The sequence below is a fragment of the Pseudomonas sp. MF6776 genome (assembly GCF_016613125.1).
GTDB classification, from domain to species: Bacteria; Pseudomonadota; Gammaproteobacteria; order Pseudomonadales; family Pseudomonadaceae; genus Aquipseudomonas; species Aquipseudomonas iridis.
The window spans coordinates 36,937-50,275 of record NZ_JAENSQ010000002.1; the positions used below are offsets into that span (position 1 = coordinate 36,937).

The 13,339-nt window shown below is 58.6% G+C and carries 15 protein-coding genes; 7 read left to right on the forward strand and 8 right to left on the reverse strand.

Features of this window, described 5'->3' with window-relative positions; genetic code table 11:
* The first annotated feature begins 158 nt into the window (after positions 1-158).
* Positions 159-470: a type II toxin-antitoxin system MqsR family toxin gene (locus JJD74_RS02245; RefSeq protein WP_115146336.1), complete on the forward strand. Its 312-nt coding sequence runs from the start codon at positions 159-161 to the stop codon at positions 468-470.
* Positions 467-958: a type II TA system antitoxin MqsA family protein gene (locus JJD74_RS02250; RefSeq protein ID WP_200610996.1), complete on the forward strand. Its 492-nt coding sequence runs from the start codon at positions 467-469 to the stop codon at positions 956-958. Before JJD74_RS02245 ends, JJD74_RS02250 begins: the two co-directional genes overlap by 4 nt.
* 53 nt (positions 959-1,011) lie before the next feature.
* On the opposite strand, the gene JJD74_RS02255 is transcribed toward JJD74_RS02250, so the two are convergent.
* The 4 genes from JJD74_RS02255 to JJD74_RS02270 all read right to left on the reverse strand — a co-directional run bounded on the left by JJD74_RS02255 (position 1,012) and on the right by JJD74_RS02270 (position 5,174).
* The gene (locus JJD74_RS02255; RefSeq protein ID WP_007905492.1) at positions 1,012-1,776 is read right to left on the reverse strand and encodes an amino acid ABC transporter ATP-binding protein; all 765 of its coding nucleotides are present in this window, start codon (positions 1,774-1,776) and stop codon (positions 1,012-1,014) included.
* A gap of 10 nt (positions 1,777-1,786) precedes the next feature.
* Positions 1,787-2,884 (reverse strand): amino acid ABC transporter permease, encoded by a 1,098-nt coding sequence (locus JJD74_RS02260; RefSeq protein ID WP_047299835.1) that lies wholly within the window; start codon positions 2,882-2,884, stop codon positions 1,787-1,789.
* A gap of 10 nt (positions 2,885-2,894) precedes the next feature.
* Entirely contained in the window at positions 2,895-4,076 is a 1,182-nt protein-coding gene (locus JJD74_RS02265) for an amino acid ABC transporter permease (protein WP_042557769.1), read from the reverse strand.
* 66 nt (positions 4,077-4,142) lie between these two features.
* On the reverse strand, positions 4,143-5,174 hold the full coding sequence (locus JJD74_RS02270; RefSeq protein ID WP_042557768.1) for an amino acid ABC transporter substrate-binding protein: 1,032 nt from the start codon (positions 5,172-5,174) through the stop codon (positions 4,143-4,145).
* Positions 5,175-5,642: 468 nt separating this feature from the next.
* On the opposite strand from JJD74_RS02270, the gene JJD74_RS02275 reads away from it, so the two are divergent.
* The 5 genes from JJD74_RS02275 (at position 5,643) to JJD74_RS02295 (ending at position 10,954) form a co-directional block, all read left to right on the forward strand.
* Positions 5,643-6,299 carry an alpha/beta hydrolase gene (locus tag JJD74_RS02275; RefSeq protein ID WP_042557767.1) on the forward strand — a complete coding sequence of 219 codons (657 nt, stop codon included), beginning with the start codon at positions 5,643-5,645 and terminating at the stop codon, positions 6,297-6,299.
* 96 nt (positions 6,300-6,395) lie between these two features.
* Positions 6,396-7,874 (forward strand): ATP-dependent RNA helicase RhlB, encoded by a 1,479-nt coding sequence (gene rhlB / locus JJD74_RS02280; RefSeq protein WP_115146332.1) that lies wholly within the window; start codon positions 6,396-6,398, stop codon positions 7,872-7,874.
* Between the two features lie 140 nt (positions 7,875-8,014).
* Complete coding sequence (locus tag JJD74_RS02285) at positions 8,015-8,959, forward strand: ornithine cyclodeaminase family protein (RefSeq protein WP_200610999.1); 945 nt, start codon at positions 8,015-8,017, stop codon at positions 8,957-8,959.
* Between the two features lie 148 nt (positions 8,960-9,107).
* Positions 9,108-10,235: an NAD(P)/FAD-dependent oxidoreductase gene (locus tag JJD74_RS02290; RefSeq protein ID WP_047299832.1), complete on the forward strand. Its 1,128-nt coding sequence runs from the start codon at positions 9,108-9,110 to the stop codon at positions 10,233-10,235.
* A gap of 92 nt (positions 10,236-10,327) precedes the next feature.
* Complete coding sequence (locus JJD74_RS02295; protein WP_042557763.1) at positions 10,328-10,954, forward strand: helix-turn-helix transcriptional regulator; 627 nt, start codon at positions 10,328-10,330, stop codon at positions 10,952-10,954.
* 124 nt (positions 10,955-11,078) lie between these two features.
* Here JJD74_RS02295 and JJD74_RS02300 read toward each other — a convergent pair whose 3' ends face one another.
* The 4 genes from JJD74_RS02300 to moaC form a co-directional block, all read right to left on the reverse strand.
* Complete coding sequence (locus tag JJD74_RS02300; RefSeq protein ID WP_047299830.1) at positions 11,079-11,855, reverse strand: ABC transporter substrate-binding protein; 777 nt, start codon at positions 11,853-11,855, stop codon at positions 11,079-11,081.
* Between the two features lie 299 nt (positions 11,856-12,154).
* Positions 12,155-12,607, reverse strand: coding sequence for a molybdopterin synthase catalytic subunit MoaE (gene moaE, locus JJD74_RS02305; RefSeq protein ID WP_008080204.1), 453 nt, complete (start codon positions 12,605-12,607; stop codon positions 12,155-12,157).
* Positions 12,608-12,610: 3 nt separating this feature from the next.
* Positions 12,611-12,853 carry a molybdopterin converting factor subunit 1 gene (gene moaD / locus JJD74_RS02310; RefSeq protein WP_042557761.1) on the reverse strand — a complete coding sequence of 81 codons (243 nt, stop codon included), beginning with the start codon at positions 12,851-12,853 and terminating at the stop codon, positions 12,611-12,613.
* Positions 12,850-13,323, reverse strand: coding sequence for a cyclic pyranopterin monophosphate synthase MoaC (gene moaC / locus JJD74_RS02315; protein ID WP_042557760.1), 474 nt, complete (start codon positions 13,321-13,323; stop codon positions 12,850-12,852). Before moaC ends, moaD begins: the two co-directional genes overlap by 4 nt.
* Positions 13,324-13,339 lie beyond the last annotated feature (16 nt).

The window sequence follows — 13,339 nt, forward strand, 5'->3', positions numbered from 1 at the left end:
GCCCTTTCATCCAATCATAGGATGAATTTTCTGACATGTTAGTCAGACCCGTGTAGGACGGCAACCACCTAGGGTCAATTGGAGGGAAATGAAGCGGGATTTTCGATTAGTCAAAATTACCCTTAGAGGGTAATTTCAGGGACAGGGTTTGGTTTCTTATGGAGAAGAACACGCCCCATTACGACTTGGCGGTGATTAAGGCTGAGGTCCGGCGGCTTGGCAGACAAGCCTTCACCAAGACCGCGGAAAAAACCGGTCTGGATCTAGGTTTTGGTTTCAAAGAGATGCAAGAGATCGTTTTCGAGTTGCAGAACAGGATGTTGTACAAATCGATGACCAGCTACGACGATCATCGAGTCTGGCAAGACGTGTATCACATCAACTCAAAAGACCTGGAGATTTACATCAAGGTGACCTACCGCCCCGGCGGCGGCCCCCCGGTGATCTCCTTCAAGGAGAAAAACCCATGAAAACCCGGCAATGTGTCAGCTGCGGTGCACGTGAGGGAATGAGACATTTTGAAGGGCGCGGCGAGACCTTGAGTGTCAAAGGCATGGAGCGCCGTGTAGATGATCTTTCTGGATGGGAATGCCAGCAGTGCGGAGAAGTCGAGTGGGATGACGATACCGATAGTGCGGAACGTTATTGTGACGCAGGGGATGAGCTGGTTATCGCTGCAAGGCAAATGATCGGGGCCGAGATGAAGCGTATCCGGCGCAAACTGCATCTCACGCAAAAAGAGACGGTGCAACTGCTCTCCGGTGGAGGGCATAACGCGTTCTCTCGCTACGAGCGCGGCGAAACATTACCACCCAAGGCGCTGATGTTGCTGATGCGACTGTTGGATCGATACCCCTACTTGCTGACCGACGTCAAAACCCTGGGCGAAGGGGCAGACTTGCGCGGAGCGTTCAAATACACCGAGCACAAAGAACACGAAACCCTCACCGTATCCTGACCCCCAAAAAAACAAACCCGGCACAAGGCCGGGTTCGTTTTACACATCAGCCATCAATGCAGAATCTGGCTCAGGAACAGCTTCGTCCGCTCATTCTGCGGATTATCGAAGAAGTCGTTCGGTGCCGCCTGCTCAACGATCTCGCCCTTGTCCATGAAGATCACGCGATTGGCCACGGTGCGGGCAAAGCCCATTTCGTGGGTTACGCAGAGCATGGTCATGCCGTCTTCGGCCAGACCGATCATGGTGTCGAGCACCTCTTTCACCATCTCAGGATCAAGCGCCGAAGTCGGTTCGTCGAACAGCATGATTTTCGGTTTCATGCACAGCGCGCGGGCGATCGCCACACGTTGTTGCTGACCGCCGGACAGTTGCCCCGGATACTTGTGCGCCTGCTCCGGAATGCGTACGCGCTCCAGGTAATGCATGGCGATTTCCTCGGCCTTGCGCTTGGGCATCTTGCGTACCCACATCGGCGCCAGGGTGCAGTTCTGCAAAATGGTCAGGTGCGGAAACAGGTTGAAATGCTGGAACACCATGCCGACTTCACGGCGGATCGCTTCGATCTGCTTGAGATCGTTGGTCAGTTCCACGCCATCGACGACGATGCGGCCCTGCTGGTGTTCTTCCAGACGATTGAGGCAACGAATGGTGGTCGATTTGCCGGAACCCGACGGGCCGCACAGGACGATACGCTCGCCCTGTTTGACGTTGAGGTTGATGTCTTTCAGCACGTGGAACTGGCCATACCACTTGTTGACGCCCTGCATCTGAATAATGCCTTCAGGGCTCACAGGCTTTTTGATTGCTTCACTCATTACAGAACTCCTAACGCTTGTGGCCAGTGTCGAGCTTGCGTTCCAGATGCATGGAATAGCGCGACATACCAAAACAGAAAATCCAGAACACCAGGGCGGCAAACACGTAGCCTTCGGTGGCCATACCCAGCCATTTCGGATCGGCAGCGGCTTGCTTGACGCTGTTGAGCAGGTCAAAGAGGCCGATGATGATCACCAGGCTGGTGTCCTTGAACAGCGCGATGAAGGTGTTGACGATGCCGGGAATCACCATTTTCAGGGCTTGCGGCAGAATCACCAGGCCCATCGAACGCCAGTAGCCCAGGCCCATTGCAGCCGCCGCTTCGTACTGACCTTTAGGGATCGCTTGCAGACCACCGCGCACCACTTCAGCCACGTAGGCCGACTGGAACAGGATCACGCCGATCAGCGCCCGCAGCAACTTGTCGAAGTTCATGCCTTCGGGCAGGAACAGCGGCAGCATTACCGAAGACATGAACAGCACCGTGATCAACGGCACGCCGCGCCAGAACTCGATGAAGGTCACGCAGACCACTCGAATCGCTGGCATGTTCGAACGTCGACCCAGCGCCAGCACGATGCCAAGCGGCAAGGCGCCAGCGATACCGACGGTGGCAATCACCAGAGTCAGCATCAAGCCGCCCCACTGGCTGGTCGCGACGGTTTGCAGGCCGAATACGCCGCCGTGCAGCAGGCACCAGGCGACAATCGGATAGATCACCAGAAAGCTCAGCCCGTACACCGCTTTACGCGGGAAGCGCGAGATGAACAGTGGCGCCACGCCGATCACTGCCAGCCACACGGTCAGGTCCACGCGCCAGCGCAGGCCGGTCGGGTAGTAGCCATACATGAACTGACCGAAGCGTTGCTGGATGAACACCCAGCAGGCGCCCTCCTTGGTGCAATCGGCCTGGGTGGTGCCGACCCAGTTGGCGTCGAGGATCGCCCACCCCAGAATCGGCGGAACGATCAGGTAGATCAGGTAGAACGCGAACAGCGTCAGCAAGGTGTTGAGCCAGCTGGAGAACATGTTCGCGCGCATCCATGCCACTACGCCGATGCTACTGCTCGGTGGGGGCATGTCGGGTTTGAAAGTATGAGTACTCATGCGCTTTTCCTTACCGCTCGATCAGCGCAATGCGCTTGTTGTACCAGTTCATCAGCAGGGAAATGCTGATACTGATCGCCAGGTACACGCTCATGGTGATCGCAATCACTTCGATCGCCTGACCGGTCTGGTTCAGCACGGTGCCGGCGAACAGCGAAACCATTTCCGGATAACCGATACCGGCGGCCAGCGAGGAGTTCTTCGCCAGGTTCAGGTATTGGCTGGTCAGCGGCGGGATGATCACCCGCAAGGCCTGGGGAATGATTACCTTGCGCAGGGTCGGGCCTTCACGCAAACCGAGTGAACGGGCCGCTTCGGTCTGGCCGTGGCTGACCGACTTGATCCCCGAACGCACGATTTCGGCGATGAACGCCGCGGTGTAAACGGTCAAGGCCAGGGTCAAGGCCAGCAGTTCCGGGATAAGCACCCAGCCGCCAACGAAGTTGAAGCCCTTGAGCTCGGGCATTTCCCAGTGCAGCGGAGCGCCGAAGATCAGCGCGCACAAACTCGGGATCACCAGCAGAATCGCCAGACCCACCCAGAACTTGTGGAACGGCTCACCGGTCGCTTCGAAGCGCTTGTTGGCCCAGCGGCACATCAGCACGATGCCGACGATGGCCACCACAACACTGATCACGAATGCCCAGAAACCATCAGCTGCCAGCGCGGCCGGCATGTTCAGGCCACGGCTGCTGACAAAGAAAGTGTCGCCGAAGTTGTGGCTGTTGCGCGGTCCCGGCATGGTCAGGAACACCGCGAAGTACCAGAACAGGATTTGCAGCAGGGGCGGAATGTTGCGGAAGACTTCCACATACACGGTCGCCAGCTTGCTGATGATCCAGTTTGGCGAAAGACGCGCGACACCAATGATGAAGCCCAACAGAGTCGCCAGGATCACGCCGATGATGGTCACCAGCAATGTATTGAGCAGACCGATCACAAACACGCGGGCATAGCTGTCCGCTTCGGTGTAGTCGATCAGGGTTTGAGCGATGCCGAACCCGGCACTGCGCTCCAGAAAGCTGAAGCCGGAGGTGATGCCCCGGTGTTCAAGGTTGGTTTGTGTGTTATCGAACAGGAACCAGCCCAGGGAGACGACGGCCACGATAGTGACGATCTGAAATACCCAGGCGCGCACTCGCGGATCGCTGAGGCTGAGCCTCTGCTTTGGTGCGCCGATTGATTTTTGCATGAAGTGCCCCGGAAAAAATGGAACAAGAACATCACCCGGCGGTTGGCCCGCCGGGTGATAGAACCATTAGCGCACTGGTGGTGCGTACTGAATGCCGCCGTTGTTCCACAGGGCGTTCAGGCCACGGTCGATTTCCAGCGGAGTGTTCTTGCCGAGGTTTTTCTCGAACACTTCACCGTAGTTGCCGACCTGCTTGACGATCTGCACGACCCAGTCCTTCGGCAGTTTCAGGTCTTTGCCGTACTCACCGTCAGCGCCGAGCATACGAGCGACGTCCGGATTCTTGGTGGACTTGGCTTCAGCTTCGACGTTCTTCGAAGTGATGCCAGCCTCTTCAGCGTTGAGCATGGCGTAGCCAGTCCAGCGCACCACGGCCAGCCACTCGTCGTCGCCGTTACGCACGACTGGACCCAGTGGTTCCTTGGAAATGGTTTCCGGCAGAACCACGTAGTCTTTCGGCGAAGCCAGTTTGCTGCGCTGGGCGAACAGCTGGGATTTGTCGGAAGTCAGCACGTCGCAACGACCGGATTCCAGCGACTTGGCGCTTTCATCGGAGGTGTCGAAGGTGATTGGGGTGTATTTCAGACCGTTGCCGCGGAAGTAGTCGGAAACGTTGAGCTCGGTGGTAGTACCGGCCTGGATGCAGATGGTTGCGCCGTCCAGCTCTTTGGCACTCTTCACGCCCAGCTTGTTGTTTACCAGGAAGCCGATGCCGTCATAGTAGGTAATGAAGCCCGGGAATTTCAGGCCCATGCCCGCATCACGGGAGCTGGTCATGGTGGTGTTGCGCGACAGGATGTCGATCTCGCCGGACTGCAGCGCGGTGAAGCGCTCCTTGGCGTTCAACTGACTGAATTTGACCTTGGTTGCGTCGCCGAATACGGCAGCAGCTACTGCGCGGCAGAAGTCAGCGTCGATGCCGAGGATCTTGCCGGTAGCGTCCGGTACCGAGAAGCCCGGCAGACCGTCGCTCACGCCACATTGCACGAAACCTTTCTTCTGCACGGCATCCAGGGTTGCACCCGCCTGAGCGAACCCGCTGACGCCGAGTACTGCTGCTGCAGTCACGATCGCCAGAGTGGATTTCAACATCTTCATTCAAACCTCCAGTTTTGCTCTTGTTGTGTCGGAGCTTGAGTCCAGTCGCACCCTTTTGAGGCGGTGTTGACCCTAGTTGGCTTTTTATTGGGTCAACCGACGTAAAGACCTTCGCTATGAGTGTTTCAGGAGAAAATCCACATCATGGACAACTCACTTCTCACCAATTGGCCGAACGGGCTGTAGCCCTTTCATATTCGCTAAGCCCATGGCGGCCATTGGCGAACATCCATTACCGGATTCTTTGCATCCCATCGTCAGGCGTTCACTGATAGTGTTACCGCCAGACGCGAGATCGGTTGCACGCTTCAAGCCATAGCAAAGCCCGTACCACACCGGCCGCTGAAGCACATAAGCGACAGGTCAATAGCAAAACTTGTACCCTTGCGACATCTTCTTAACGGATCAACCGGGCGCGCACTTCAATCACGCACTCAATGAGAGCGCCCGCACATATTTGGAGCAGACATGACCGAGCCCTTGATTCTTCAGCCTGTTAAGCCCGCAGACGCCTGCGTGATCTGGCTGCACGGCCTCGGCGCCGACCGCTTTGACTTTCTGCCGGTCGCCGAGGCGTTGCAGGAAAGCCTGCTGAGCACACGCTTCGTACTGCCGCAGGCGCCGACCCGTCCAGTGACAATAAATGGCGGATATGCCATGCCGAGCTGGTACGACATCAAAGCCATGAGCCCGGCGCGCGCGATCGATCGCGATGAACTGGAAGCGTCGGCCGATCACGTCATTGAATTGATCGAAAACGAGCGCGCCAGCGGAATAGACGCCTCGCGGATTTTTCTCGCGGGTTTCTCCCAGGGTGGCGCCGTGGTCTATCACACCGCTTTTCTGAAATGGCAGGGACCGTTGGGTGGCGTGATGGCGTTGTCGACGTATGCGCCAACGTTCAGTGAGGAACTGCAGTTATCTGCCAGTCAGCAACGAATTCCGGTGCTGTCATTGCACGGTCAGTTCGACAACGTGGTGCAAAACTCGATGGGCCGCACAGCTTATGAGTATCTGAAAGCCCATGGTGTCACCGTGACATGGCAGGAATACCCAATGGAGCACGAAGTGTTACCCGAGGAAATTCGCGATATCGGTACCTGGCTGAGCGAGCGCCTGCGCTGATTATCCGCACAACGTCCGCCCTTTGATCATCACACTACGCCGCGCCCGTTTCTTGCATTACACTGGCCGGCGTACATTCCTTAACCAATTGATGAGATGACCGTGCTCGAAGCACTCAAGAAAATGTTCGGTAAAAGCGAGGCTGAGCAGCTCGCGCCAGTTACCCGTGCGCCGTCGCACGCCCCCGGTCATCGCAACGATGCCCCGCAGGCCGACCGCCCCGCTCCCGCAGCGGCACCGAAGCAAGAACCGCAACCTGCACCGGCCGCGCCAATCGCCGCCGAGCCTGCCCGCAGCGAAGCGCCAAAACCGCCCAAGCCGCGTCGCGAACCCAAGCCCAAGGCTCCAGTCATCCCGTGGAAACTCGAAGACTTCGTCGTCGAACCTCAGGAAGGCAAAACCCGCTTTCACGATTTCAAGCTTTCTCCAGAACTGATGCACGCCATTCAGGATCTGGGCTTTCCTTATTGCACGCCGATCCAGGCACAGGTGCTGGGCTTCACCCTCGCCGGCAAAGACGCCATCGGCCGTGCACAGACCGGTACCGGTAAAACCGCAGCGTTCCTGATCTCGATCATCACTCAGTTGTTGCAGACCCCGCCGCCGAAAGAACGCTACATGGGCGAACCCCGTGCGCTGATCATCGCGCCGACCCGTGAGCTGGTGGTGCAGATTGCAAAAGACGCCGCCGACCTGACCAAGTACACCGGCCTCAACGTGATGACGTTTGTCGGCGGCATGGATTTCGACAAGCAGCTCAAGCACCTTGAAGCGCGCCACTGCGACATCCTCGTTGCGACCCCGGGCCGCCTGCTCGACTTCAACCAGCGCGGCGACGTGCATCTGGACATGGTCGAAGTAATGGTGCTGGACGAAGCCGACCGCATGCTCGACATGGGTTTCATCCCGCAGGTTCGGCAGATCATTCGCCAGACCCCGCCGAAGAGCGAACGTCAGACGCTGCTGTTCTCCGCGACTTTCACCGAAGACGTGATGAACCTCGCCAAGCAATGGACCACCGACCCGTCGATCGTCGAGATCGAATCGCAGAACGTGGCCAACGAAAACGTCGAGCAGCACATCTTTGCCGTGGCCGCTGCCGACAAATACAAACTGCTCTTCAACCTGGTCAACGATAACGGCTGGGAGCGGGTGATCGTGTTTGCCAACCGCAAAGACGAAGTGCGCCGGATCGAAGAACGTCTGGTGCGTGATGGCATCAACGCCGCGCAACTGTCTGGCGACGTGCCGCAACACAAACGCATCAAGACGCTCGAAGGCTTCCGTGAAGGCAAGATTCGCGTACTGGTCGCCACCGACGTTGCCGGTCGCGGCATCCACATCGACGGCATCAGCCACGTAATCAACTTCACCCTGCCTGAAGTCCCGGACGATTACGTGCACCGCATCGGCCGTACCGGTCGTGCCGGCGCCGATGGCGTGTCGATCAGCTTTGCCGGTGAAGACGACTCCTACCAGTTGCCGTCCATCGAAGAGAAGCTCGGCCGCAAGATCAGCTGTGAAACACCTCCCACGCATCTGTTGCGTGCAGTTGAGCGCAAGCGTCCAGAGTAAGTAACACGATAGAAGAGAAGCGCAGCCGGCAACGGACTGCGCTTTTTTTGTGCCCGGCTTTTTTTCCGGAGGATCTTGCCCGACAAAACTAAAAGTCCATAATAGACAAATAAGTTTAGATTTCGCATCCGGAGCCTGACATGTCCAGTACGCCCTACGTGATCGACCAAACCCAGGCCCGTGAGCTGCTGGCCCGCATTGATGTGCCGCAGACATTGCGCAAACTGTTCCGCGATCTCGCCGCCGGTAAAGCGGTTCAACCGGCGCAGCAACTGGTGGAGTTCCCGCAGGGCGCTGGTGACTTCATCAATTACCTGGGTGTGCTGGCCGAAGACGGTGTGTACGGCGTGAAGACCTCGCCGTACATCGTCCGCGAGCAAGGCCCGTTGGTGACCGCGTGGACCTTGTTGATGTCGATGCAGACCGGCCAACCCTTGCTGCTGTGCGATGCCGGCGAACTCACCACAGCCCGTACGGCTGCGACCACCGCAGTGGCCGTCGATGCCCTCGCTCCGCTGGATGCGCGGCGACTGGCGATCATCGGCAGCGGCAAAGTCGCACAGGCGCATCTGCATTACGTGAAGTCTTTACGCGACTGGCAAAGCATCAGTGTGTATTCGCCGAGCCTGCAGGAGGATCCTGAAACCCAGGCGCTGCTCAAAGCCGCAGCTCCCGGACTGACGATTGCAACCCGCCTTGAAGCCGCCCTCGCCGATGCCGATGTGATCATGCTCTGCACTTCGTCCGCGGGGCCGGTGATCGACCCGGCGGCACTGAGCAAACCTGCGTTGATCACCTCGATCAGCACCAACGCCCCCCGCGCCCATGAAGTGCCGCCGCAAAGCCTCAACGACATGCAGGTGTTCTGCGACTATCGTCTGACCACGCCGGGCTCGGCGGGCGAGATGCTGATTGCTGTTGAGCAACATGGCTGGAGCACGGACTCGATCATGGGTGACCTCGCCGATCTGCTCAGTGAAAAAGTGCAACGCCCCAATTACCACCGTCACGTGTTTTTCCGCTCGATCGGTCTAGGGCTGGAAGACATCGCCCTGGCGAATGCGATTTATCACCTGAAGCACTGACACCTCGATCCCTGTGGGAGCGGGCTTGCCCGCGATGCAGACGCCTCGGTTCCTCAGAAAAAACCGTAGTGATGCCGTCGCGGGCAAGCCCGGCTCCCACAGGATTTGCGACAACTTCAACTTTGCAGTTCAACGTGGAGTTTTTTTCATGAGCCAGGCAGATTTCATCATCATCGGCGGCGGGATTGCCGGCGCTTCCACCGGTTTCTGGCTGTCGACCCACGCCAAAGTGATTGTGCTGGAGCGTGAGTCTCACCCGGCCTATCACTCCACCGGGCGGTCCGCCGCCCTGTTCACCGCGGCTTATGGCACACCGCAGGTACGCGCGCTGACTCAGGCCAGCCGTGAGTTTTTCGACCAGCCGCCGGCCGGTTTCTGCGAGCACCCGCTGCTGACCCCGCGCGGCGAGATGACCGTGGATTTCACCGGTGACGCCGCCGAACTCAACAACCAGTACCTGAGCGCCAAAGCCACGGTGCCGGAAATGCAACGGCTCAGCGCCGATGAAGCCTGCGCGCGCCTGCCAATCCTGCGCCGGGAAAAAGTCCACGGGGCGATTTACGACCCGACAGCCTGTGACATCGATACCGACGCCCTGCATCAAGGCTACCTGCGCGGGATCCGCCGCAACCACGGCGAGGTGCACACCGACTGCCAGGTGCTGGGGCTTGAGCGCGATGCCAACAATGTCTGGCAGGTGCAGACCAATGGCCAGACCTTCAGCGCGCCAGTGATCATCAACGCCGCCGGCGCCTGGGCTGACAAGATCGGCGCAATGGCCGGTGCACAATCGCTGGGCCTGCAACCGAAACGCCGCGCCGCCTTCATCTTCGCCGGGCCAGAAGGTGTCGATATTCATCAGTGGCCGATGCTGGTCAGCCTCGACGAATCGTTCTACATGAAACCTGATGCCGGCATGTTCTTAGGCTCGCCAGCCAACGCGGACCCGGTCGAACCCCACGACGTGCAGCCTGAAGAACTGGACATCGCCATGGGCATCTATCAGATCGAAGAAGCCACGACGCTGACCATCCGCCGCCCGACTCGAACATGGGCCGGCTTGCGCAGTTTCGTTGCCGACGGTGATTTGCTCAGCGGATTCGATGCGCAGGTGCCGGGCCTGTTCTGGGTCGCAGCCCAGGGCGGGTACGGCATCCAGACGTCACCGGCGATGGGCCAGGCCAGCGCAGCACTGGTGCGCGGTTTGCCGTTGCCCGAGCAACTGCGCCAGTTCGGCCTGAGCAGCAACATGCTCTCCCCTGCCCGGCTCGGTTAATCCGCGCTGCGGATGACGCGCCCAACCGATTGCGGCAAACTCGCAGCGCCCCTGTTCATGTGGGCGCTGACGCTGCCTGGAGCTCCACTGTCATGACCGCCCCCGAACTCGACCCGGCACTGGATAACTTCCGGGCCATCGCCGACGCCATCGCCACACTGTTTTTTCCCCACGCCGAAGTGGTGCTGCACGATTTGCGCACGCAAAAAGTCGATTACATCGCCAACAATCTGTCCAAACGCGAGATCGGTGACGAGTCGTCACTTGAAGACATGCTCAGCGAGGAGATCAGCGAGCGGAACATCGGCCCGTACGAAAAACTCAACTGGGATGGTCAGAAGATCCGCAGCCTGAGCAGCGTATTGCGCGACAGCGAAGGCCTGCCGCTGGCGGTACTGTGCATCAACCTGAATATTTCGCTGTTCGAGAATGCCAAGGCTGCGCTGGACCTGTTCCTGTCGCCGAGCAAACTGATCCCGCAACCGGACTCACTGTTTCGCGATGACTGGCAGGAGCGCATCAACACGTTCCTGCACGCCTGGCTGCGCGAGCGCCAACTGAGCCTGAATCTGCTGACCCGCGATCACAAACGTGAACTGGTGCTGGCGCTGCATGCCGAGGGCGCGTTCAAGGGCAAGAGTGCCTCGAACTACGTGGCCAATGTGCTGAACATGGGCCGGGCGACGGTGTACAAACACCTGAAGGAATTAAAGGGCTGAAGATTCGCGGTGATTGATCTGACTCCATCGCTGGCAAGCCAGCTCTCACAGGGATTTTGATGTACACAAAATCTGTGTACGACTCGATCACTGTGAGATCTGGCTTGCCAGCGATAGCGGACGATCAGTCGCCGTAAATGTCGGACTTGAAATACTTGTCGGAAATCTTCTGATATTCGCCACTGGCGCGAATCCCGTCGATGGCGCTATTCAACTGGCTTACCAGCTCAGTATTACCCTTGCGCACCGCAATCCCCGCCCCCTCGCCGACATACTTCGGATCCTTCAGCTCCGGCCCGACAAACGCATAACCCTTGCCGCGTGGCATCGACAGAAAGTCATTCAGCGGAATGGTGTCGGCAAAAATCGCATCAAGGCGACCGGCAGCCAGGTCCATGTAGATCTCTTCGTTGTTGCTGTAGCGCTTGACGTTGACGCCCTTGGGCTCGAACACCTCGGTGGCATAGCGGTCGGTGGTGGTTGCGCGCTGCACGCCGACGTTCTTGCCCTTGAGGCTGGCGTATTGATCATCGACCGTGGCGCCGTCCTTCATCACCAGCCGCGAGGACGTGAAGTAGTACTTGTGGGTGAAATCCACCGACTTCTTGCGGTCTTCGTTGATGGTCATGGACGACAGCGCCATGTCGATTTTCTTCACTTTGAGCGAAGGAATCAGACCGTCGAACTCACCCTCGACCCACACGCACTTGGCCTTCATCTGCGCGCACAGGGCGTTGCCGATGTCGTAGTCGAAACCGACGATTTCGCCTTTGTCGGTTTTCGAGGCAAATGGCGGGTAAGCCGCTTCAATGCCGATGCGCAGGGTTTTCTCGGCGGCGAACACGCTGCTGCACGCCAACAGACTAAGGGCCAGACCGGTGATGAGGGGAAGTTTCTTCATGTTCATTCTCTCGCGGGTTGTTGTTGGTTTGGCAAGATGAAGAAGAGCAGCTGGGAGCGAAGAGCTACGAGCGGCAAGATGAAGCTTTTTTTGTACTTGGAAATCCATATTGGACTTATAGGTACAAGTCGTCAATTAGGAAGCAGAGAGTGTTTGCGAGGTTTTTGGTGTTTCGGATGGTCTCATCGCTGGCAAGCCAGCTCCCACAGTGTTTCGCGTCGTGCACATATTTTTCGCGCACCACTAAAACCTGTGGGAGCTGGCTTGCCAGCGATGGCTTACTGAAGAAAGCTAAAGAACTATTTGTTCCAGCGATCTGCCGCCGCATGATCACTGTCGCGCCCTTCCACCCAGCGCGGGCCGTCACTGGTGTTTTCCTTCTTCCAGAACGGTGCGCGGGTTTTCAGGTAATCCATGACGAAGGCGCAGGCGTCGAACGCAGCCTGGCGATGGGCGCTGGCAGCGCCGACAAACACGATCGGCTCGCCCGGTTCCAGCGCGCCGATGCGGTGCAGCACTTCCAGTTTCAGCAACGGCCAGCGCTGCTCGGCCTCGATGGCGATCTTGCCGAGGGCTTTTTCAGTCATGCCCGGATAGTGTTCGAGGAACATCCCCGCCACATCCAGGCCATCGTTGAAGTCGCGCACGTAACCGACGAAGCTCACCACCGCGCCGACGCCGACATTGGCCGCGTGCATCGCATTGACTTCCGCACCCGGATCGAACGGCGTGGCCTGCACACGAATCGCCATGGATCAGCCTCCGGTCACAGTGGGGAAAAACGCCACTTCGTCACCCTCGACCACCGGCTCGTCGAGCTGGCACAAGTCTTCGTTGCGTGCGCACATCAGGTTCTGCTCGCTCAATACCTCGGCGCCTTCACGCTGCGCCAAAAGCGCGCGTACGTCATCGACGGTGGTGAAATCACCATCGACCGTTACCGAGTCAACGCCCAGCGCTTCACGGTAACGGGCAAAAAACCTAACTGTCAGCTTCATGCTTGATCCGCCTGAAAGTGCCCGCTCTTGCCGCCGACCTTTTCCAGCAGACGCACGCTTTCGATGGTCATGCCGCGATCCACCGCTTTGCACATGTCATAAATAGTCAGCGCGGCGACGCTGGCAGCGGTCAGCGCTTCCATCTCGACGCCGGTCTGCCCGGACAATTTGCAACGGGCGACGATGCGCACGGTGTCTTCGCCTTCAGCGCTGAGCTCGACTTTGACGCCAGTGAGCATCAGCGGATGGCACAGGGGAATCAGATCGCTGGTTTTCTTCGCCGCCTGAATGCCTGCAATGCGCGCGACGGCAAATACGTCGCCTTTGGGATGGCCGCCACTGACGATCATCTGCAACGTTTCGGGGAGCATGCGCACCAGCGCTTGAGCCGTCGCTTCGCGGAACGTCACGGCTTTTTCGGTGACGTCGACCATGTTGGCGCGACCTTGGGAATCGAGATGAGTCAGCACGGGGGCCTCCTTGAGG

Coding starts and splice junctions, on each gene's coding strand:
- JJD74_RS02255 (WP_007905492.1), bottom strand. CDS start 1,776: ATGAGTGAAGCAATCAAAAAGCCTGTGAGCCCTGAAGGCATTATTCAG.
- moaD (WP_042557761.1), bottom strand. CDS start 12,853: ATGAAGCTGACAGTTAGGTTTTTTGCCCGTTACCGTGAAGCGCTGGGC.
- moaE (WP_008080204.1), bottom strand. CDS start 12,607: ATGGCGATTCGTGTGCAGGCCACGCCGTTCGATCCGGGTGCGGAAGTC.
- JJD74_RS02290 (WP_047299832.1), top strand. CDS start 9,108: ATGAGCCAGGCAGATTTCATCATCATCGGCGGCGGGATTGCCGGCGCT.
- JJD74_RS02275 (WP_042557767.1), top strand. CDS start 5,643: ATGACCGAGCCCTTGATTCTTCAGCCTGTTAAGCCCGCAGACGCCTGC.
- JJD74_RS02285 (WP_200610999.1), top strand. CDS start 8,015: ATGTCCAGTACGCCCTACGTGATCGACCAAACCCAGGCCCGTGAGCTG.
- JJD74_RS02250 (WP_200610996.1), top strand. CDS start 467: ATGAAAACCCGGCAATGTGTCAGCTGCGGTGCACGTGAGGGAATGAGA.
- JJD74_RS02300 (WP_047299830.1), bottom strand. CDS start 11,855: ATGAAGAAACTTCCCCTCATCACCGGTCTGGCCCTTAGTCTGTTGGCG.
- rhlB (WP_115146332.1), top strand. CDS start 6,396: ATGACCGTGCTCGAAGCACTCAAGAAAATGTTCGGTAAAAGCGAGGCT.
- JJD74_RS02265 (WP_042557769.1), bottom strand. CDS start 4,076: ATGCAAAAATCAATCGGCGCACCAAAGCAGAGGCTCAGCCTCAGCGAT.
- JJD74_RS02245 (WP_115146336.1), top strand. CDS start 159: ATGGAGAAGAACACGCCCCATTACGACTTGGCGGTGATTAAGGCTGAG.
- JJD74_RS02270 (WP_042557768.1), bottom strand. CDS start 5,174: ATGAAGATGTTGAAATCCACTCTGGCGATCGTGACTGCAGCAGCAGTA.
- JJD74_RS02260 (WP_047299835.1), bottom strand. CDS start 2,884: ATGAGTACTCATACTTTCAAACCCGACATGCCCCCACCGAGCAGTAGC.
- JJD74_RS02295 (WP_042557763.1), top strand. CDS start 10,328: ATGACCGCCCCCGAACTCGACCCGGCACTGGATAACTTCCGGGCCATC.